17 protein-coding genes are annotated in these 19036 nt (G+C 66.9%); 7 read left to right on the plus strand and 10 right to left on the minus strand.

What is annotated here, in order from left to right; translation table 11 throughout:
• Positions 1-21 precede the first annotated feature (21 nt).
• From araH to OHZ10_RS18425, 6 genes are all read right to left on the minus strand, one after another.
• Complete coding sequence (araH, locus tag OHZ10_RS18400) at positions 22-1041, minus strand: L-arabinose ABC transporter permease AraH (RefSeq protein WP_059238391.1); 1020 nt, start codon at positions 1039-1041, stop codon at positions 22-24.
• A 32-nt stretch (positions 1042-1073) separates the two neighbouring features.
• Entirely contained in the window at positions 1074-2621 is a 1548-nt protein-coding gene (gene araG / locus OHZ10_RS18405) for an L-arabinose ABC transporter ATP-binding protein AraG (RefSeq protein WP_342705502.1), read from the minus strand.
• 20 nt (positions 2622-2641) lie between these two features.
• Positions 2642-3655, minus strand: a complete 1014-nt coding sequence (locus tag OHZ10_RS18410) for an arabinose ABC transporter substrate-binding protein (RefSeq protein WP_340625563.1) — start codon at positions 3653-3655, stop codon at positions 2642-2644.
• 86 nt (positions 3656-3741) lie between these two features.
• A complete protein-coding gene (locus OHZ10_RS18415; RefSeq protein WP_342705503.1) occupies positions 3742-4671 on the minus strand; it encodes a Gfo/Idh/MocA family oxidoreductase in 930 nt (309 codons plus the stop codon).
• Between the two features lie 25 nt (positions 4672-4696).
• Positions 4697-5626, minus strand: a complete 930-nt coding sequence (locus OHZ10_RS18420) for a dihydrodipicolinate synthase family protein (protein WP_256087036.1) — start codon at positions 5624-5626, stop codon at positions 4697-4699.
• 114 nt (positions 5627-5740) lie between these two features.
• A complete protein-coding gene (locus OHZ10_RS18425; RefSeq protein ID WP_342705505.1) occupies positions 5741-7492 on the minus strand; it encodes an IlvD/Edd family dehydratase in 1752 nt (583 codons plus the stop codon).
• 114 nt (positions 7493-7606) lie between these two features.
• Here OHZ10_RS18425 and OHZ10_RS18430 point away from each other — a divergent pair, with 114 nt between their 5' ends.
• The gene (locus OHZ10_RS18430) at positions 7607-8557 is read left to right on the plus strand and encodes a LysR substrate-binding domain-containing protein (protein WP_256087034.1); all 951 of its coding nucleotides are present in this window, start codon (positions 7607-7609) and stop codon (positions 8555-8557) included.
• Positions 8558-8654: 97 nt separating this feature from the next.
• Here OHZ10_RS18430 and OHZ10_RS18435 read toward each other — a convergent pair whose 3' ends face one another.
• Complete coding sequence (locus OHZ10_RS18435; RefSeq protein ID WP_340625561.1) at positions 8655-9299, minus strand: glutathione S-transferase family protein; 645 nt, start codon at positions 9297-9299, stop codon at positions 8655-8657.
• Positions 9300-9327: 28 nt separating this feature from the next.
• A complete protein-coding gene (locus OHZ10_RS18440) occupies positions 9328-9804 on the minus strand; it encodes an OsmC family protein (protein WP_342705506.1) in 477 nt (158 codons plus the stop codon).
• 131 nt (positions 9805-9935) lie between these two features.
• Between OHZ10_RS18440 and OHZ10_RS18445 the strand changes: the two genes are divergently transcribed.
• Entirely contained in the window at positions 9936-10577 is a 642-nt protein-coding gene (locus tag OHZ10_RS18445) for a GntR family transcriptional regulator (protein WP_174991698.1), read from the plus strand.
• Between the two features lie 21 nt (positions 10578-10598).
• On the opposite strand, the gene OHZ10_RS18450 is transcribed toward OHZ10_RS18445, so the two are convergent.
• On the minus strand, positions 10599-11624 hold the full coding sequence (locus OHZ10_RS18450; RefSeq protein WP_256087033.1) for a LacI family DNA-binding transcriptional regulator: 1026 nt from the start codon (positions 11622-11624) through the stop codon (positions 10599-10601).
• Positions 11625-11813: 189 nt separating this feature from the next.
• Between OHZ10_RS18450 and OHZ10_RS18455 the strand changes: the two genes are divergently transcribed.
• The 5 genes from OHZ10_RS18455 (at position 11814) to OHZ10_RS18475 (ending at position 18154) form a co-directional block, all read left to right on the plus strand.
• Positions 11814-12962 (plus strand): sn-glycerol-3-phosphate ABC transporter ATP-binding protein UgpC, encoded by a 1149-nt coding sequence (locus OHZ10_RS18455; protein ID WP_342705507.1) that lies wholly within the window; start codon positions 11814-11816, stop codon positions 12960-12962.
• 8 nt (positions 12963-12970) lie between these two features.
• Positions 12971-14962 (plus strand): beta-galactosidase, encoded by a 1992-nt coding sequence (locus OHZ10_RS18460; RefSeq protein ID WP_342705508.1) that lies wholly within the window; start codon positions 12971-12973, stop codon positions 14960-14962.
• Positions 14963-15026: 64 nt separating this feature from the next.
• On the plus strand, positions 15027-16286 hold the full coding sequence (locus OHZ10_RS18465) for an ABC transporter substrate-binding protein (protein ID WP_174991702.1): 1260 nt from the start codon (positions 15027-15029) through the stop codon (positions 16284-16286).
• Positions 16287-16340: 54 nt separating this feature from the next.
• A complete protein-coding gene (locus OHZ10_RS18470) occupies positions 16341-17285 on the plus strand; it encodes a carbohydrate ABC transporter permease (RefSeq protein WP_174991703.1) in 945 nt (314 codons plus the stop codon).
• 17 nt (positions 17286-17302) lie between these two features.
• Positions 17303-18154: a carbohydrate ABC transporter permease gene (locus tag OHZ10_RS18475; RefSeq protein WP_174991704.1), complete on the plus strand. Its 852-nt coding sequence runs from the start codon at positions 17303-17305 to the stop codon at positions 18152-18154.
• A 632-nt stretch (positions 18155-18786) separates the two neighbouring features.
• Here OHZ10_RS18475 and OHZ10_RS18480 read toward each other — a convergent pair.
• Positions 18787-19020, minus strand: a complete 234-nt coding sequence (locus OHZ10_RS18480) for a hypothetical protein (RefSeq protein WP_342705509.1) — start codon at positions 19018-19020, stop codon at positions 18787-18789.
• Positions 19021-19036 lie beyond the last annotated feature (16 nt).

Consider the following 19036-nt stretch of genomic DNA (forward strand, 5'->3'; position numbering starts at 1 on the left):
CGCGGGCGGCCGCGCTGCCGGTCAGATCTTCATCGCGCGCCGCTGGTTGCGACGATACTGGTCGAACAGCACCGCGAGCAACAGAATTCCGCCGCGTATCAGATATTGGTAAAAGGTCGGCACGTTCAGCAGGCTCATCGCGTCCTGCACCGCCCCCATGATCAGCACGCCGACCAGCACGCCGGAGATCGTCGCGACGCCGCCCGTCAGCGACACGCCGCCGAGCACGCATGCGGAGATCACGCCGAGTTCGAGGCCGACCGACGTCTTCGGATCGCCAAGGCTCATCCGCGACGCGAGCATCACGCCCGCGAAGCCCGTCACGAGCCCCTGCAGCACGAACACGGCGATCTTGATGCGCATCACCGGCAGCCCCGCGAGCAGCGCGGCCTCGCCGTTTCCGCCGACGGCCAGCACGTTCTTGCCGAACACCGTCTTGCGCAACAGGAAGCCGAACACGACGAAGCCGACGATGTTGCTCCAGATCGGATAGGAGATGCCGAGGAACGAACCCGACCCGAGTTCGAAGAAGCGCTCCTCGGAGATCATCACCGCATCGCCGTTCGACGTGATGAACGCGAGCCCGCGCACGACTTCCATCATCGCGAGCGTGACGATCAGCGAATTGATCCGGTAGCGCGCGATCAGCACGCCGTTCACGAGCCCGACCGCGCCGCCCGCGAGCACGCCGGCCGCGGTGCCGAACAGCACGCTGTGCGTCGCCGTGATCAGCGTCGACGCGACGACACCCGAGAACGCGACGATCGACGCGACCGACAGGTCGACCTCGCCGAGCGCGAGCACGAACATCATCGTCACCGCGATCGAGCCGATCAGCGTGACCGACAGCAGCAGTCCCTGGATGTTGCGCGGCGTGAGGAAGTCCGGCACCGTCAGCGACAGCGTCGCGAACAGCACGACAAACACCATCACGATGCCGGAGCGGTTGATCAGTTGCCACACGCCGCTGCGCGCGCGTGCGGGCACGGCGGCGGCATCGGGGGACGGGGTAGTACGTTGGGGTTGCATGGCCTGGCTCATGTCGTATGCGTTCCGGTTGTTGCAGCACGCCGCTAGCGCGGCAGCGCGAGCTTGATCAGCGCATCGGGCGTCGCGTGCGCCTTCGCGACCTCGCCCGCGATCCGTCCTTCCTTCATCACGACGATGCGATCCGACACGCCGATCACCTCGGCCAGATCGCTCGACACGAGAATCACCGTGCGGCCCGCTTCCGCGAGTTCGTAGAACAGGTTGTAGATTTCCGCGCGCGCGCCGACGTCGATGCCGCGCGTCGGCTCGTCCATCAGGAACACGTCGATGCGCTCGGCCAGCCAGCGCGCGAGCACGACCTTCTGCTGGTTGCCACCGGACAGCGCGCCGATCGGCGTATCGCCGTCGCGGGTCTTGATCGCGAGCCGCTCGATGTAGCGTTGCGCGAGTTCGCGTTCGCGTCGCCCGTCGAGCAGCATGCGCGCCGGGCTGAAATGGCGGCGCGCGCTGATGTTCAGGTTGTCGGCCACCGACGCAATCGCGACGATGCCTTCCTGCTTGCGGTCTTCCGGGCACAGCGCGATGCCGGCGCGCACCGCGTCGCGCGGGCTTCCGAATGCGACGCGCTTTCCGTTCAGCTCGACGTGCCCCGCACTCGGGCGCACCGCGCCGTACAGCAGCTTCATCAGCTCGGAGCGGCCCGCGCCGACGAGCCCGAAGAAGCCGACGATCTCGCCACGCCGCGCGGTGAACGACACGGGCTCGGCCAGCCCGGGCCCGGCCAGCCCCTTCGCCTCGATCAGCACGTCGCCGGCCGTGCGCGGCCGGTAGCCGTATACGTCTGCAATCGAGCGGCCGACCATGCAGCCGATCAGCCGGTCGCGATCGAGACCGGTCGCGGAATCGAACGTGTCGATGCGCCGGCCGTCGCGGAACACGGTCACGCGGTCGCACAGTTCATAGACCTCTTCCATCCGGTGCGTGACGTAGATGATCGCGCGGCCTTCCGCGCGCAGCGCACGGATGATCCGGAACAGCTGCGTCGTTTCGCGCGCCGACAGCGAACTCGTCGGTTCGTCGAACGCGATCACGCGCGCGTCGCGCATCAACGCCTTGCCGATCTCGATCATCTGGCGCTGACCGATCGACAGGTACTTCACCGGAATGCCCGGATCGATGTGCTCGCCGAGCCGCTCCAGCGCATCGAGTGCGCGCGCGGCGAGCGTGCGCTCGTCGACCACGCCGAGCCGGCTCGGCAGTTGCCCGAGCATCAGGTTCTCCGCGACCGTCAGCTCGGGCACCAGATGCAGCTCCTGGTAGATGATCGCGATGCCGGCCTCGAGCGCCGCGCGTGTCGACGCGAAGCGCTGCACGGCGCCGTTCAGCGTCAACGTGCCGGCCTGCGGCTGGTTCACGCCGGACAGCACCTTCAGCAGCGTCGATTTGCCCGCGCCGTTTTCGCCCATCAGTCCGTGCACTTCACCCGCGCGCACCGACAGCGACACGCCATCGAGCGCACGCACGCCCGGGAACGTCACCGAGATGCCGTCGAGCGCGAGCAGCGGGCCGCCCGGCGGCGTAGCCGTCTCGGCGTCGCTGCCGGACACGGCCGTCATCGTCTGCATCGTCATCGCCTTCTCGCCTCGCGCGCTCAGATGCCGAGCTCGGTACGCACGGCCTGCCAGTTCGCGCGCGTCATCAGCTTGCCGCTCGTCTGCGTGTCGGCCGGCGGCGTCTTGCCGTTGCGGATCCAGTCGACGAGGTTCTGCGTGCTGTCCTTGCCGTGGTTCGTCGAGCTGACCGCGATCGTCCCGTAGAAGCCGGTCGGCTCCTTCTTCTGGAATTCGGCGAACGCCTCGCCCGCGCCGTTGATACCGACGCCGATCACGTCGGCCGACGGGATGTGCAGTTGCTCGGTCGCACGCACCGCGCCAAGTACGGTCTCCTCGTTCAGCGCGTAGACGACCCATTTCTTCACGTTCGGATGGCGCGCGAGCACGGGCGCGGCCGCGCTGAAACCGCCTTCGTCGTCGGTCGTCTTCTGCGGCGCGTCGAAGATGTTCTCCTTGCGGAAGCCGTTCGCGAGCAGCGCCTGCGTCGCGCCGTCGGTGCGCAGCTTGGCGGTCGGCAGCTCGTAGTTCGTGACCCGCAGCGCGCCGACTTCCTCGGGCTTCCAGCCGCGCCGCTTCATCTCGTCGGCGATCGCCTGGCCGACCTGGTTGCCGATCTTGGTCGCCGACATCCCGAGGTGCGGCACGTTCGTCAGCGGCTTGCCGGTCGAATCGACGAGCTGGTCGTCGACCGTCACGAACTTCATGTTGTAGCGCTTCGCGCGCGCGGCGATCGCCGGGCCGAGGCGCACGTCGGGCGCGCAGATCACGAAGCCCTGCGCGCCCTGCGAACCGAGGTTGTCGATCGCGGCCAGCACCTTCTCGCCGTCCGGCGTGCCGATCTTCACGACCGAGAAATTCTCCTTCTGGCCAAGCGCGGACGCCGCGTTCTGCTCGTTGATGAACCATGCCTGCTCGGGCATCTTCACGAGGAAGCCGATCTTCAGCGGCGCGTCGGCGCGCGCGGCGCCCTGCATGCCGAGCGGCGCGATGCAGAGCGCGGCCAGCAGCGCGCGCAACGTATGGCGGCGAATCGTGTGAGTCGTGCGGTTCATGCGGTGTCTCCTTTATGTCGGCTTGTGCCGTGACGTGGTGTGCCGGAAAGATTCGTCGTGCGCGCTTCGTGCCGAAGCGCGCACGTTCAGCGGCCGAACGCGTCGGTCTGCACGCGCCGACCGAACAGGAACGCATCGGCGACGAGCCGCAGCGGCCGCACGTCGACGTCGCTTTCGCCCCGCGCGATCAGCGCGTGGAAGTGCGCATACAGCGCCGGATACTCGCGTTCGGGCCCGATCTCGACCGGCTCGCCCGCAATCGACAGTTGCGCGCCGCCGCGGCTGATCGCGAGCACGCCGTCGGCCGTATCGACCGCGATCTCCCATTGCTCGACGGGGCCGTGCCGCCAGTCGAATTCCGCGCGCACCGGCACGCCGTCGGTATCCGCGCAATCGAGTTCGGCCGCGATCGGCGTCTGCACATCGCCCGGCACGAACAGCGTCGCTTCGCGCAGCACGAGTTCGCGCGGCAGGATTCGCGTGACGATCGACAGCGCGTTGATGCCCGGATCGAACACGCCGAGGCCGCCCGGCTCCCAGATCCACTGCTGCCCCGGATGCCAGCGCCGCACGTCCTCCTTCCAGCGCACCTGCACCGCGCGGATCGTGCGCGTCGCGAGCCATGCGCGCGCGGGCTCGACCGCACTCGCGCAGCGCGAATGCCAGGTCGCGAACAACGTGAGGCCGCGTTCGCGCGCCAGCGCGTCCAGCGCGGCCACTTCGCCGAGCGTCGCGCCCGGCGGCTTCTCGAGCATCACGTGCTTGCCGGCTTCGAGCGCCGCGCGTGCCTGCGCGTAGCGCACCTGCGGCGGTGCGCACAGCGACACCGCGTCGAGCTCGCGCTCGGCCGCCAGCAGCGCGCGCAGATCGGGATAGTTGCGGACGCCCGCGACTTCCGCGTGGCGGCTCGCGCACGCGGTCAACGCGAAGCCCGGTTCGGCGGCGATCGCCGGCAGGTGCTGGTCGCGCGCGATCTTGCCGATCCCGACGACACCCAGCGAAATCGGATCACTCATCGTGCGTGTCTCCTTCGCGCATCGCTCAGTGCGCCCAGCGCAGCACGAGCGGATCGAGCCGGCGCGCGATCGCGAGCAGCTCCGCGCGCGTGTCCGGGTGCAGTTCCGGCATCGGATGCCGCGGCCGCTCGCACGCGATCACGCCGCCTGCGCGCATCAGCGCCTTCGCGGTGAGGATCCCGGACTGGCGGTTCTCGTGATTGATCAGCGGCAGCCACGCCTGGTAGCGCGCGTACGCATCGTCGTGGCGCCCTGCGCGCCACGCGTCGAGGATCGGCCGGATGCCGTCCGGATACGCGCCGCCCGTCATCGCGCCGGTCGCGCCCGCATGGAGATCGGCGAGCAGCGTGATCGCCTCCTCGCCGTCCCACGGCCCCTCGATCGCGTCGCCGCCGAGCCGGATCAGCTCGCGCAGCTTGTTCGCGGCGCCTGGCGTCTCGATCTTGAAGTACGCGACCTGCTCGATCTCGCGCGCCATCCGCGCGAGACACGGTGCGGACAGCGCGGTGCCGCTCGCGGGCGCGTCCTGGATCATGATCGGGATCGAGATCGCGTCGGATACGCGCGCATAGAAGTCGAAGATCTGCGCTTCCGGCACGCGGAACGTCGCGCCGTGGTAAGGCGGCATCGCCATCACCATCGCCGCGCCGAGCTGCTGCGCGCGCAGGCTGCGCGCCGCGCACACCTGCGTGCTGTAATGCGACGTCGTGACGATCACCGGCACGCGGCCCGCGACGTGCTCGAGGATCGTGCGCGTGAGCACGTCGCGCTCATCGTCGGCGATCGCGAACTGCTCGGAGAAATTCGCGAGGATGCACAGCCCGTCCGAGCCCGCGTCGATCATGAAATCGACCGCGCGCTTCTGGCTCGCGAGGTCGAGCTCACCGGTGTCGGCAAACGTCGTCGGAACGACGGGGAAGATGCCGCGATAACGCGGCGTGCTGCTCGATGTCATGGTTCGCGTCCTGCTTCGGCCCCGGTCACGGCCGGCCGTCATGCGTTCACGGTTTCACGTCGTGCGGGCCGGGCGCCCGCGACCGGCTGCGGCGCACCTCGCGCCGCGCGCCGCTCAATGCGAATGGCTCGGCACGTCCGCGCCGCGCGTGCCGACCAGGAAGTCGAGGTCGCACCCCTCGTCGGCCTGCAGCACGTGATCGATGTACAGCCGCGCGTAACCGCCCTTGCCGATCTGGCCGGCCACCCCCGGTGCCGCGGCCGGATCGACGTCCGACAGGCGGCGCTGCAGTTCGTCATCCGTAATGTCGAGATGCAGCGTGCCGGCCTCGCAGTCGAGTTCGATCCAGTCGCCGTTGCGTACGGCCGCGAGCGGGCCGCCGGCAGCGGCCTCGGGCGCGACGTGCAGCACGACCGTGCCGTACGCGGTGCCGCTCATCCGCGCATCCGAAATCCGCACCATGTCCTTCACGCCCTGGCGCAACAGCTTCGGCGGCAGCCCCATGTTGCCGACCTCGGCCATGCCCGGATAGCCGCGCGGCCCGCAGTTCTTCAGCACGAGCACCGAGCTGGCGTCGACCTCGAGCGCCTCGTCGTTGATCGTCGCCTTGTAGTGGTCGAGGTTCTCGAACACGACCGCGCGGCCGCGATGCTTGAGCAGTTCGGGGCTCGCCGCCGACGGTTTCAGCACCGCGCCGCGCGGCGCGAGGTTGCCGCGCAGGATGCAGATGCCGCCATCCGCGATCAGCGGCCGGTCGAGCGGGCGGATCACCTCGTCGTCGTAGTTCGGCGCTTCGCGCACGTTGTCCCACAGCGACTTGCCGTTCACCGTCAGCGCCGCCGGGTGCGGCAGCAGCCCACCTTCGCCGAGGCGGCGCAGCACGGCCGGCAGCCCGCCCGCGTAATAGAACTCTTCCATCAGGAAGCGCCCCGACGGCATCAGGTCGACGATCGTCGGGGTCGCGCGGCCGATCCGCATCCAGTCTTCCAGTTCGAGCGGCACGCCGATGCGGCCCGCGATCGCCTTCAGGTGAATCACCGCATTCGTCGACCCGCCGATCGCCGCATTCGTGCGGATCGCGTTCTCGAACGCCGCGCGCGTCAGGATCTTCGACAGCACGAGCCCGTCGAGCGCCATCTCGACGATGCGGATGCCCGACATGTGCGCGAGCACGTAGCGACGCGAATCGACGGCCGGAATCGCCGCGTTGTGCGGCAGCGCGACGCCGAGCGCCTCGGCCATGCACGCCATCGTCGACGCGGTGCCCATCGTGTTGCAGGTGCCGGCCGAGCGCGACATCCCGGCTTCGGCCGACAGGAAGTGATGAAGATCGATCTCGCCGGCCTTCAGCGCTTCGTGCAGCTGCCACACGGCCGTGCCCGACCCGATGTTCTTGCCTTCCAGCTTGCCGTTCAGCATCGGGCCGCCCGACACGACGATCGCCGGCACGTCGCAGCTCGCCGCCCCCATCAGCAGCGCAGGCGTCGTCTTGTCACAGCCGGCGAGCAGCACGACGGCGTCGACCGGGTTGCCGCGGATCGCTTCCTCGACGTCCATCGACGCGAGGTTGCGCGTGAGCATCGCCGACGGCCGCAGGTTCGATTCGCCGTTCGAGAACACCGGGAATTCGACCGGGAAGCCGCCCGCCTCGGAGATCCCGCGCTTCACGTGCTCGGCGAGCTTGCGGAAGTGCGCATTGCATGGCGTCAGTTCGGACCACGTGTTGCAGACGCCGATGATCGGCCGGCCGTCGAACGCGTGATCGGGGATGCCCTGGTTCTTCATCCAGCTCCGGTACATGAAGCCGTTCTTGTCGTTCGTGCCGAACCATTGGGCGGAGCGCAGCCTCGGTTTTGTTGCCGACATCGTCTGTCCTCGGGTGACGGGATACCGGCGCAGTCTAGGCAGAATTTTGATAACTGGCTAATGACGTTTTTGGCGATTACGATATCGATTCCGATATCGATATAAACCCGTACGATGCCCGAAGCCAGCCCGTGGGGAAACCGTGGCCGCCTGAAGACACGCCAGCTCCTGCTGGTCGTCGCGCTCGCCGACGAAGGCAGCATCCATCGCGCGGCGGCCGCGCTGAGCATGACGCAGCCGGCCGCGTCGAAGCTGCTGCGCGAACTTGAGGAATCGATCGGCGCGGTGCTGTTCGAGCGCCTGCCGCGCGGGATGCGGCCGACGCTGTACGGCGACGCGCTGATCCGCCACGCGCGCATGGCGCTCGGCAGTCTCGACCAGGCGCATGAGGAACTGGCCGCGCTGAAGGCCGGCCATCTCGGCCACGTGGCGGTGGGCGCGATCACGTCGCCGGGGCTGCGGCTCGTGCCGCCGGCCGTTGCCGCGGTGAAGGGCACGCACGCGGGCCTGCACGTGTCGGTCGAGATCGACACCAGCAACGTGCTGCTCGAACATCTCGCGCAGGAGAAGATCGATATCGTGCTCGGCCGGCTCTCTGCCGAACACGACAAGCTGCGCCTGCGCTACGAGCCGCTGACCGGCGAGCCGGTGGCCGCCGTCGTGCGAACCGGCCACCCGCTGCTCGCGCAGGCGCCGCTGTCGCTCGCGGACGTGCAGCGCGCCGCGTGGGTCGTGCCGCCGGCCGGCAGCGTGCTGCGGCATCGTTTCGAGCTCGTGTTCCAGCGTGCGAGCCTCGCGCCGCCCGCCAACCTCGTCGAAACGGCGGCGCTGCTGTTCATCACGCAACTGCTCGAACAGAGCGACATGATCGCGGTGCTGGCCGAGGACGTCGCGCGCTATTACGCGCGGCACGGGATCGTCACGGTGCTGCCGCTGGAGATGGATTGCCGGATGGACGATTTCGGGATCATCACGCGCACCGACCGGCTGCATTCGCCAGCCGTCGCGGTGATGGCCGATGCAATTCGCGTGGCGGCGCGGGAGGTTTACGGCGTCTCGCTGTGACGACGCTGCGGCGGATCGGTTGCCGGGATGCCCGTATCGCCCGTATCGCCCGGCATGCACGCGCGCCGCGTGACGCGCATGCGGCTCCTGCCGCGCGTTACACCCAGGGCGCTGCGAGCCCTTCCGTCTTCAACGCCCGCTGGATCGCCGGGCGCGCAAGCACCCGCTGCAAATAACCGCCGAGTACCGGCCGCTGCCGTGCCGGCGCGGCAAAGCCGCGCGTCCAGCGGCACAGCATCAGCGCGTACGGATCGAGCACCGTGTAGTGCTCACCAAGCAGCCACGGCCCGCCGCCCGTTTCCAGCTGATGCTCGAGTTGATCCAGCAGCGTCGCGATCTTTGCCTCCGCATGCGCGTTGACCTGCGCGGCGCCCGACGCATTGCCCGCATCGACCCAGCGTTCCGGATAGAAATACGCGATCAGCGTTGCCTGCAGCGTGTTGGTGAGCCACATGAGCCACTTGTAGCACTGCGCGCGCGCCGGTGTACCGAGGCCGGGCGCAAGCCGCCGCTCCGGATGCGTATCGGCGAGATGCAGACAGATCGCGGCGGTTTCGTACAGCACGAGATCGCCGTCGACCAGCACCGGGATGAGTCCGTTCGGATTCAGCGCGAGATAGTCCGGCGACTTGTGCTGGTCGTGCGTGCGGTCGACATACGCCAGCTCGAACGGCTTGCCGATTTCCTCGAGCACGAAGTGCGGCGCCATGCTCGCATTGCCGGGGTAGTAGAAAAGCTTCATCGTCGATTTCGTTTGGCGGCTGGCGGCGTCAGGCGACGGCGAACTCGATCACGGGTTCGCAGCGGATCGGGAAGTTGACCGAGTTCGCGATATAGCATTTCGCATGCGCATCGTGATGCAGATGCGCCGCCTTTTCGCGATCGCCGCCGGCCTGAATGGTCACGTGCGGACGCAGCACGATTTCGGTGAAGCGGCCTTCCTGTGCGCTGTCGAGCATCGTGCCTTCCGCGTGGTCGACATAGGACACCACGCGGATGCCGGCATCGGAACACAGGTGCAGATACCAGAGCTTGTGGCACGCCGATGCCGACGCGAGCAACAAGTCTTCCGGATTCCAGCGTGATGCATCGCCGCGAAACGCCGCGTCCGACGAACCAGGAATATCCGGCTTCGAACCCGCGCGGATCACATGATCGCGGCCGTACTCGCGATATCCCGACGTGCCGGTGCCGCGATTGCCCGTCCACTCCACTGCGACGCGATACTTGTGTTCGCCTGCTGCCATCTCGCTCTCCATTGATGTCGGTTGCTTCGACCGTGCCGGATGCCGTTTTGCAGCACCCGCCTGTGGCCGTCATTGTGGCACTGGATTGCCGTTTGGTATACCATTATTCCAAATTGACGGAACATGCAGGCATGGAAGCCAAACTCGACTCTACGGCAGACGCCATCGCCGCGTCGCTGCGCGACATGATCATCAACGGCGAGCTGGCGGCTGGCGAACGGCTCGTCGAGCGCGATCTGGCCGAGCGGTTCGGCATCAGCCGGATTCCGATGCGCGAAGCGATCCAGCGGCTGGAACGCGAGGGATTGCTGGATATCTTCAGGAATCGCGGCGCCGTCGTGCGGATGCTGAGCGCATCGGACGTACAGGAAATCTACGACCTGCGCGTGCTGCTCGAAGGCGACGCGATCTACCGGAGCGTGAAGCGGCTCGACGACGAGACGCTCGCGCGCGCCGAACTCGTGCATCGCCTGCTCGGCGATGCGGCCGTGCCGCGCAGGCAGGGAGAACTGAATCGCGAATTCCACGCGTTGCTTTACGCGTGTTGCGGCAATGCGCGGCAGTTGCGGTCGATTGCCGAACTGCGCAGTCAGGTCGAACGTTACGAGCGCCTGCAAACCACCCTGCTCGCCGATACGCCGTCGTTCCAGGTCGAACACGAAGAGATTCTGCAAGCGTGCCGCGAACGCAATGCGCGTGCGGCTCGCTCGATGACGGTCGCGCATCTGGAGTCGGCGAGAAACATCGTGATGCGGCTCGTCGAAGGCGGGTGAGCCCGGCTCGCGCGCACGCCGTTATACCGCGCGCGGTACCGGCCCGGTCGTCCCGCGCACCCTCAGTTTCGGCAACGATGCGACACGCACGCGCGACGCCGCGTCGCTCTGCGCGCCCGCCTCGCGCAACGTATTGAGCAGTTCGACCGCGAGGCCGGCCGCTTCGGCGGTCGGGATCGCGACGGTCGTCAGCGTCGGGCGTGTGTCGCTCGCCAGATGAATGTCGGTCAGGCCGACGATCGACAGATCATCGGGTACGCGCCTGCCGCGATCGGCCGCTGCGTGCATGGCGCCGATCGCCGGCAGGTCATTGGTCGCAACCAGCGCGGTCAACCGCGGATGCGCATCGAGCAGCCGCCCCGCCGCGCGCACGCCGCCTTCGATCGAATCGCGCTCGGCCGCGACGATCGACGCGTCAAGCCCGGCCTCGCGCATCACGTCAACGAAGCCGTCGTAGCGCGCCGCTTGCACGCCGCTCGCTGCGCCGCCGACGATCACGCCGATCTTCTCGTGACCCAGTTCGAGCAGATGCCGCGTCGCGATCCGTCCCGCCTCACGGAAATCGATCGCCACGCACGGCAACCCGTCCGGCGGCGCCTCGGGCCGCTCCCACAGGCACAGCACGACCGGCACGCCGCGTCGCGCGACGTCGAGCAGATCCGGCAGATGCAGGTTCGCGTTGGTCACGAGTATCCCTTCGGAGATCGTGCCGGCGATCTGGTCGAGATACGCGCGCCCCTGCAACGGATCTTCATTCGTATTGCAGACGATCAGGAACTGTCCGTTGCGGCGCACCGCCCGCTCGACCGCCAGCGCGAACTCCGGATAGAACGGGTTCGCGATGCTCGACACCATCAGCGCGACCGTCGGTGCGCGCCCTTCCGCCAGTGCCCGCGCGGCGAGATGCGGCCGGTACCCGAGCGCCTCGACCGCTTCCAGCACGCGCGCCCGCGTCGCGTCGCCCACCCTGCCGCGGCCGCGCAGCACGTTCGACACCGTTGCGGCCGTCACGCCCGCGCGACGCGCCACTTCATCCAGGGTTGCCATCGTATGCTCACTATATGAGACGTCGATCCAGTATTTGCTTCGCTCACCGAAGCGGCGCACTATCGCCGCACACCTTGCCGCCCGTCGAACGGGCGCGACTCGGCCGCGATCGCATCGCCTCTTTTTTTGATCGCGGTGATTAAGCGCTTAATCATGCAGTACGGCGTATTAAAACATGGAGCGGAGACAATGGCGAGCATCTCGATGCGACGCGTGCAGAAAGCCTATGGCGATCACGCGCCGGTCATTCGCGACGTCGATCTGGAGATCGGCGCGCATGAGTTCTGCGTGTTCCTCGGACCATCCGGATGCGGGAAATCGACGTTGCTGCGCATGATTGCCGGCCTCGAGGACCTGAGCGCGGGAGAGCTGTCGATCGACGGCCGCCGGATCGACGACGTGCCGGCCGCCGAGCGCGGCGTCGCGATGGTGTTCCAGAGCTACGCACTGTTTCCGCACATGACGGTGTACGAGAACATGGCGTTCGGGCTGAAGCTCGCCCGTGTGCCGAAAGCCGAGATCGACCGGAAGGTGCGCGACGCCGCGCGTATCCTGCAACTCGACACGCTGCTCGAGCGCAAGCCGAAAGCGTTGTCGGGCGGCCAGCGGCAGCGCGTCGCGATCGGCCGGGCGATCGTGCGCGAGCCCGGCGTGTTCCTCTTCGATGAACCGCTGTCGAATCTCGACGCGGCGCTGCGCGGCCAGACCCGCATCGAGATCGCGCGGCTGCACCGGCAGTTCGAACGCGCGAGCGTCGTCTACGTGACGCACGACCAGACCGAGGCGATGACGCTCGCCGACAAGATCGTGCTGCTGCACGCGGGCGCGGACACCGCGCAGCACGGCAGCATCGCGCAGGTCGGTGCGCCGCTCGACCTCTACCACCACCCCGCCAGCCGCTTCGTCGCGGGCTTCATCGGCTCGCCGCGAATGAACTTCCTGCCGGCCGTCGTCGCTGCGTGCGACGCACATCGCACGACCGTCACGCTCGTGCCGTCCGGCGAAACCTTCACGCTGCCGCGCGACGGCTCGGCCCTCGGCGCCGGCACCGCCGTGACGCTCGGCATTCGCCCCGAACACCTGACGCTCGGCGCCGCACCCGACGCAACGACGCTCGCACGCGACGTCGCGCTCGTCGAACGCCTCGGCGAACAAACCTACGTGCACCTCGACGGGCCCGGCGGCGCGCCGCTGATCGCGAAGGTCCCCGGCGACGCGCAGGTGCGCACCGGCGAGCGCGCGCACGTGCATGCGCCGGCCGTGGCCTGCCGTCTCTTCACCGAAGACGGCCGCGCGGTGCCCGCGTGCGCCGACGTCCACGTCCACCACTACGCATAAGGATCGGCATGCGCCTCGGAGTCTGCTACTACCCGGAACACTGGCCGGAATCGATGTGGGCCGATGACGCCCGCCGAATGAAAGCGCTCGGCATCGAGCAGGTGCGGATCGCCGAATTCGCGTGGAGCCGCATCGAGCCGTCGCCGGGCGAATACGACTGGGGCTGGCTCGACCGCGCGATCGACGTGCTCGGCGCGGCCGGCCTCGAGATCGTGATGTGCACGCCGACCGCGACGCCGCCGAAGTGGCTGGTCGACCGCCATCCCGACATCCTCGCGATCGGCGCGGACGGACGGCCGCGCGCATTCGGCTCGCGCCGCCACTACGACTTCTCGTCGCCGACCTATCTCGAAGCGTCGCGCCAGATCTGCACGGCGGTCGCCGAACGCTACGGCCGCCACCCGGCCGTGCGCTACTGGCAGACCGACAACGAACTCGGCTGCCATCAGACCGTCGTCAGCTACTCGCCGGCCGCGCTCGTACGCTTCCGTGCATGGCTGAAGGCACGCTACGGCACGATCGACGCGCTGAACCGCGCGTGGGGCACCGTGTTCTGGAGCATGGAGTATCGCCATTTCGACGAAGTCGACGCGCCCGTCGGCACCGTAACCGAAGCGCATCCGTCGCATCGCCTCGACTACCGGCGCTTCGCGTCCGACGAAGTTGCGCGCTATCACCGGATGCAGGTCGACGTGATCCGCGCGCACTCGCCGGGCCGGCCTGTCGCGCACAACTTCATGCAGCTGTTCACCGAGTTCGACCACTACGAGGTCGCCCGCGACCTCGACATCGCGACGTGGGACAGCTACCCGCTCGGCGCGCTCGAGGAGCAATGGTTCGCGCCCGACGTGAAAGCGCGTTGGCTGCGCACCGGCCATCCCGATTTCGCGTCGTTCAATCACGACCTCTATCGCGGCATGTCGAAGCTGCCGTTCTGGGTGATGGAACAACAGCCGGGGCCCGTGAACTGGGCGCAGTGGAACCCCGCGCCGCTGCCGGGCATGGTGCGTCTGTGGAGCTGGGAAGCGTTCGCGCACGGCGCCGGCTGCGTGTCGTACTTCCGCTGGCGGCAGGCGCCGTTCGCGCAGGAACAGATGCATGCCGGCCTGCACACGCCCGACGACAAGCTCGATGAAGGCGGCCGCGAGGCGCAGCGCGTCGCACGCGAGATCGCGGCCGTGCACGACGCCGGCAAGGATGCGGATGCGGACGGCCCGGTGCGCGCACCGGTCGCGCTGGTCTTCGACTACGAAGCGAAGTGGCTGTTCGAAGTGCAGCCGCAGGGCGCCGATTTCCACTACCCGCGCTTCGCATTCGAGTACTACTCGGCGCTGCGCGCGCTCGGCCTCGACGTCGACATCGTTTCGGCGAACGCGCCGCTCGACGGCTACCGCCTCGTCGTCGTGCCGCCGCTGCCCGTCGTGCCCGACGATTTCGCGGCACGGCTCGCCGCATCGGGCGCGCATGCGGTGTTCGGGCCGCGTACCGGTTCGAAGACCGTCGACTTGCAGATTCCGCCGACGCTGCCGCCCGGCCCGCTCGCGTCGATCCTGCCGGTGCGCGTGTGGCGCGTCGAGTCGCTGCGGCCGAACGTGACCGAGCGGATCGACGGCACGCTGCGCGACGGTTCGCCGCTCGCGGGCGATGCGCGCCACTGGCGCGACTTCGTCGAGCTGCGCGACGACACGCGCAGCGTCGTGCGCGCCCGTTTCGCCGACGGTCATCCGGCCTGCGTATCGCATGGCGTGCTGCACTACTGGGCTGCGCTGTTCGACGATGCGACCACCACGAAGCTGTTCGCCGACGTCGCGGCCGAAGCGGGCCTCGCGCCGGCGCCGCTCGGCGACGGCGTGCGCGTGAGCCGTCGCGGCGGCCTGACCTACGTTTTCAACTACGGCAACGCACCGCACACGATCGACGCAGTGCCGCCGTCGGCATTCGTGCTCGGCGCCGCGCAAGTCGGGCCGCGGGACGTGGCCGTGTATCGAAGCCGTTCGTAGCATCCCGCCACCGGCGCCACGCCGCGCCGGTCACGCACAACGACACACAGGACTGGAGACACGCATGACACATCGCCCCCTTCGCGCCGCCGCCCGGCTCGCCACGGCCGCCGCCGTCGCCTTCGCGTCGCTCGGCATGACGGCGCCCGCCGATGCCGGCACGCTGACGATCAACATCGCGTTCAAGGGCGCGAGCCAGCGCGCGGTCTGGCAATCGACGCTCGACGCCTTTCGCAAGGCGCACCCCGACATCGACGTGAAGGCAACCTTCGTCGACGAGGAAGCGTACAAGGTGCAGCTCCCCGCGTGGCTCACGACCGTCGCGCCGGACGTCGTGAACTGGCACGCGGGTGAGCGGATGGCGTACTACGCGAAGCGCGGGCTGTTCGAAGACCTGAGCGGCGACTGGACGAAAAACGGCTGGGGCGCGATGTATGCGTCGACGCGCGACGCATCGTCGTACAACGGCAAGCAGTACGCGGCGCCGACCGTCTACTACTCGTGGGGGCTGTTCTACCGCAAGGACCTGTTCCGCAAGGTCGGCATCGCCGACGAGCCGAAGACCTGGGACCAGTTTCTGGACGCGTGCAAGAAACTGAAAGCGGCCGGCATCACGCCGATCGCGATCGGCGGCCGCGACGCGTGGACACTCGCCGGCTGGTTCGACTATCTCGACCTGCGCCTGAACGGCAACGCGTTCCACCAGCAATTGATGGCCGGCGACGTGCCGTACACCGACCCGCGCGTGAAGAAGGTCTACACGACTTGGAAATCGCTGATCGATGCCGGCTACTTCATCGACAACGCGCTGTCCTACGATCTCGACGGCGCGCAGCCGTTCCTGTTCCAGGGCAAGGCCGCGATGATGCTGATGGGCACCTTCATCGCGGCCGGCTTTCCGCCGAGCGTGAAGCAGGAAATGGGCTACTACCGGTTCCCGATCATCGACCCCAAGGTGCCGACCGCCGAGGACGGCCCGGTCGAGTCGCTGCACATCCCGACGAAGGCGAAGAACAAGGCCGACGCGCACACGTTCCTCGCGTTCGTCGAAACGCCCGAGATGGGCGCGAAGCTCGCGGAAGGCCTCGGCTCGCTGTCGGCCAACAGCAAGTCGCCCGAGCCGGCCGATCCGATTTCGCGCATCGGCTTCCGCATCCTTGCCGACACGAAGGGAGGCGTCGCGCAGTTCTACGACCGCGACATGACGAAGGAAATGGCCGACGAAGGGATGAAGGGCATGCAGCAGTTCCTCGCGAATCCCGCGCAGCTCGATACGGTGCTCGCGCAGCTCGAACAGACCCGCAAGCGGATCTACAAGAAGTGACCGCGTGACCCAACCGGCGGCCGCGCGCCGCCGTGTCCGTTCAGGAGGCTTGCCGTGTCCAGTCCGATCACGTCCACCCCGCCCGCCGGCGCCGCGCCGCCGCCGCGCGGGACATCCGCCGCTGCGTTGCCCGCGCGCCGCCCGTCGCCCGCCGTGCGGCGGCAACAGCGCGCCGCGTGGCTGTTTCTCGCGCCGGCCTGCGCGATGGTTGCCGTCTATGTGATCTGGCCGATCCTGTCGACGCTGTGGCTGAGCCTGTACAACTGGGACGGGATGACCGAGCGCACCTTCGTCGGGCTCGCGAACTACGCCGAGCTGCTGCAGGCGCCGACGTTCTACACCGCGCTGCGCAACAACGTGATCTGGCTCGCGCTCTTCATGCTCGCGCCGCCGCTCGGCCTCGCGCTCGCGCTGTACCTGAACCAGGCGGTCGGCGGCATCCGGCTCGTGAAGTCGCTGTTCTTCGCGCCGTTCGTGCTGTCCGGCGTGGTCGTCGGCCTGATCTTCTCGTGGTTCTACGATCCGACCTTCGGGCTGCTCGCGCTGATCGCGGGGCACGGCATCCCGGTGCTCGGCGACGCGCGCTATGCGACGCTCGGCGTCGTGTTCGCCGCGCTGTGGCCGCAGACCGCGTACTGCATGATCCTGTACCTGACCGGCCTCACGTCGGTCAACCCGGAACAGATCGAGGCCGCGCGGATGGAAGGCGCGCGCGGCTTCGCACTGCTGTGGCACGTCGTGCTGCCGCAGCTGCGGCCGACCACGTTCATGGCGATCGTCGTCACGGTGATCGGTGCGCTGCGCAGCTTCGACCTGATCTCGGTGATGACGAGCGGCGGGCCGTTCGAGAGTTCGACCGTGCTCGCGTATTACATGTACGACCAGGCAATCAAGTATTACCGGCTCGGCTATTCCGCGTCGATCGCGGTCGTGCTGTTCGCGATCATGCTCGTCTACATCGTGTTCCAGTTGCGCCGCATGCTGCGCAACGAGCAGTGACCCCGGGGAGGCTCATCATGTTTCCGACACCCGTTGCCCGATGGAAGCCCGTCTCGCGCCGGCTGTACAAGCTGTCGCTGCCCGTCGCGCTGCTGATCTGGCTGCTGCCGATGATCGCTGTGTTCGTCACGTCGGTGCGCTCGACCGAGGAACTCGTCGAAGGCCACTACTGGGGCTGGCCGCGCCACTTCGCGATGATCGAGAACTATCGCGACGCGCTGACGACGTCGCCGATGCTGCATTACTTCTGGAACAGCGTGCAGATCACGGTGCCGTCCGTGATCGGCTCGATCGCGCTCGCGGCGATGGCCGGCTTCGCGCTCGCGACCTACCGGTTTCGCGGCAGTACCGCGCTGTTCGGCACGTTCGTCGCCGGCAACTTCGTGCCGGTGCAGGTGCTGATGATTCCGGTGCGTGACCTGTCGTTGAGGCTCGGTGTGTTCAATACCGTCGAAGCGCTGATCCTGTTTCATGTCGCGTTTCAGACCGGGTTCTGCACGCTGTTCCTGCGCAACTTCATCAAGCAGTTGCCGTTCGAGCTGATCGAGGCCGCGCGCATCGAAGGCGCGGGGGAATGGACGGTGTTCTGGCGGATCGTGTTGCCGCTGATTCGGCCCGCGCTGGCTGCGCTGGCGATTTTGGTGTTCACGTTCGTGTGGAACGATTACTTCTGGGCGCTGTGTCTCACGCAGGGCGACGAGGCCGCGCCGATCACGGCCGGCGTCGCGGCGCTGAAGGGGCAATGGACGACGTCGTGGAATCTCGTGTCGGCCGGATCGATTCTTGCCGCGCTGCCGTCGGTCGCGATGTTCTTCGCGATGCAGAAACATTTCGTCGCGGGGCTCACGTTCGGCGCGACGAAAGGCTGAGCGTGCACCGAACGCGTTTTCGTATCTCCCCCTCCGCATCGTGAGGTTGCCCGCTTCGGCGGGCTTTTTTCATTTTTTCGAGGTTGGGTGGATGTTGCTAGGCGCCGCGATGCAAACTTTCGCCACAGACCCAATTCAACAGTCACAATGTGCAGGCCTGCCGCATCGGATAAGCACTCAACCACAACGCCCCAAGCCATCGGTTGCAATCCACGACCCTGTAACTGGCCCCCAGATCAACGCAAGACCATGATTCGAATCCGCCGCCTGCGGACCACGCAAGAGGTTCAATGAACAGCTTTCGGCGTCGATCTTATTGCGCTCCCCGGGGAAATGGATCAACCAAATCCTTTGAGCGCAAACAACCAAACGTAATACGACCATCAAAATTCGGCCCCATATTGACGTAGCGGATATATGAAAACTCACCGCGCACTTTTAAAAAAATGACGGCATCACCACTTACAAGGCAAGAATTTATGACTATGAATTTAGCGCCTTTTATATCAGGCAAATATGATTTTTCGTGACCAATCGAATACCTAATTTTTGAATTTCACTTGAAATTAAAATTCCTTCGACGAAACATCCGGCGGGTCAGCGGAGAAGATGCCTTGTGCACTGCAACCAGCCTAACGGCTCACCGTTTTAATAACCCACTCCTCATATTTTCTGTATAAACATCCATCGATGTTGTAATTTTCGTCTCGATCTTTAAAATAGAGCGACCCATCTCCACCAAGAAAAGCGTTGATCCAAAAGGTATAGTAATCCGCTTTTTCAGGATATTTCTTATCAAGCACACCATAAAACAAAAAATAGCAAGATCCAGTTTCACTAATTTTTTGAATAAACCCCAGCCACACGATTAGAATTCACAAA

The sequence above is a fragment of the Burkholderia arboris genome, assembly GCF_038723655.1.
Classification (GTDB): Bacteria; Pseudomonadota; Gammaproteobacteria; order Burkholderiales; family Burkholderiaceae; genus Burkholderia; species Burkholderia arboris.

Excerpts from the sequence above, each read along its gene's own strand:
- OHZ10_RS18410 (WP_340625563.1), bottom strand. The coding sequence starts at position 3,655 with ATGAACCGCACGACTCACACGATTCGCCGCCATACGTTGCGCGCGCTG.
- OHZ10_RS18430 (WP_256087034.1), top strand. The coding sequence starts at position 7,607 with ATGCCCGAAGCCAGCCCGTGGGGAAACCGTGGCCGCCTGAAGACACGC.
- OHZ10_RS18455 (WP_342705507.1), top strand. The coding sequence starts at position 11,814 with ATGGCGAGCATCTCGATGCGACGCGTGCAGAAAGCCTATGGCGATCAC.
- OHZ10_RS18475 (WP_174991704.1), top strand. The coding sequence starts at position 17,303 with ATGTTTCCGACACCCGTTGCCCGATGGAAGCCCGTCTCGCGCCGGCTG.
- OHZ10_RS18450 (WP_256087033.1), bottom strand. The coding sequence starts at position 11,624 with ATGGCAACCCTGGATGAAGTGGCGCGTCGCGCGGGCGTGACGGCCGCA.
- OHZ10_RS18425 (WP_342705505.1), bottom strand. The coding sequence starts at position 7,492 with ATGTCGGCAACAAAACCGAGGCTGCGCTCCGCCCAATGGTTCGGCACG.
- araG (WP_342705502.1), bottom strand. The coding sequence starts at position 2,621 with ATGACGATGCAGACGATGACGGCCGTGTCCGGCAGCGACGCCGAGACG.
- OHZ10_RS18440 (WP_342705506.1), bottom strand. The coding sequence starts at position 9,804 with ATGGCAGCAGGCGAACACAAGTATCGCGTCGCAGTGGAGTGGACGGGC.
- araH (WP_059238391.1), bottom strand. The coding sequence starts at position 1,041 with ATGAGCCAGGCCATGCAACCCCAACGTACTACCCCGTCCCCCGATGCC.
- OHZ10_RS18465 (WP_174991702.1), top strand. The coding sequence starts at position 15,027 with ATGACACATCGCCCCCTTCGCGCCGCCGCCCGGCTCGCCACGGCCGCC.
- OHZ10_RS18435 (WP_340625561.1), bottom strand. The coding sequence starts at position 9,299 with ATGAAGCTTTTCTACTACCCCGGCAATGCGAGCATGGCGCCGCACTTC.
- OHZ10_RS18460 (WP_342705508.1), top strand. The coding sequence starts at position 12,971 with ATGCGCCTCGGAGTCTGCTACTACCCGGAACACTGGCCGGAATCGATG.
- OHZ10_RS18420 (WP_256087036.1), bottom strand. The coding sequence starts at position 5,626 with ATGACATCGAGCAGCACGCCGCGTTATCGCGGCATCTTCCCCGTCGTT.
- OHZ10_RS18445 (WP_174991698.1), top strand. The coding sequence starts at position 9,936 with ATGGAAGCCAAACTCGACTCTACGGCAGACGCCATCGCCGCGTCGCTG.
- OHZ10_RS18415 (WP_342705503.1), bottom strand. The coding sequence starts at position 4,671 with ATGAGTGATCCGATTTCGCTGGGTGTCGTCGGGATCGGCAAGATCGCG.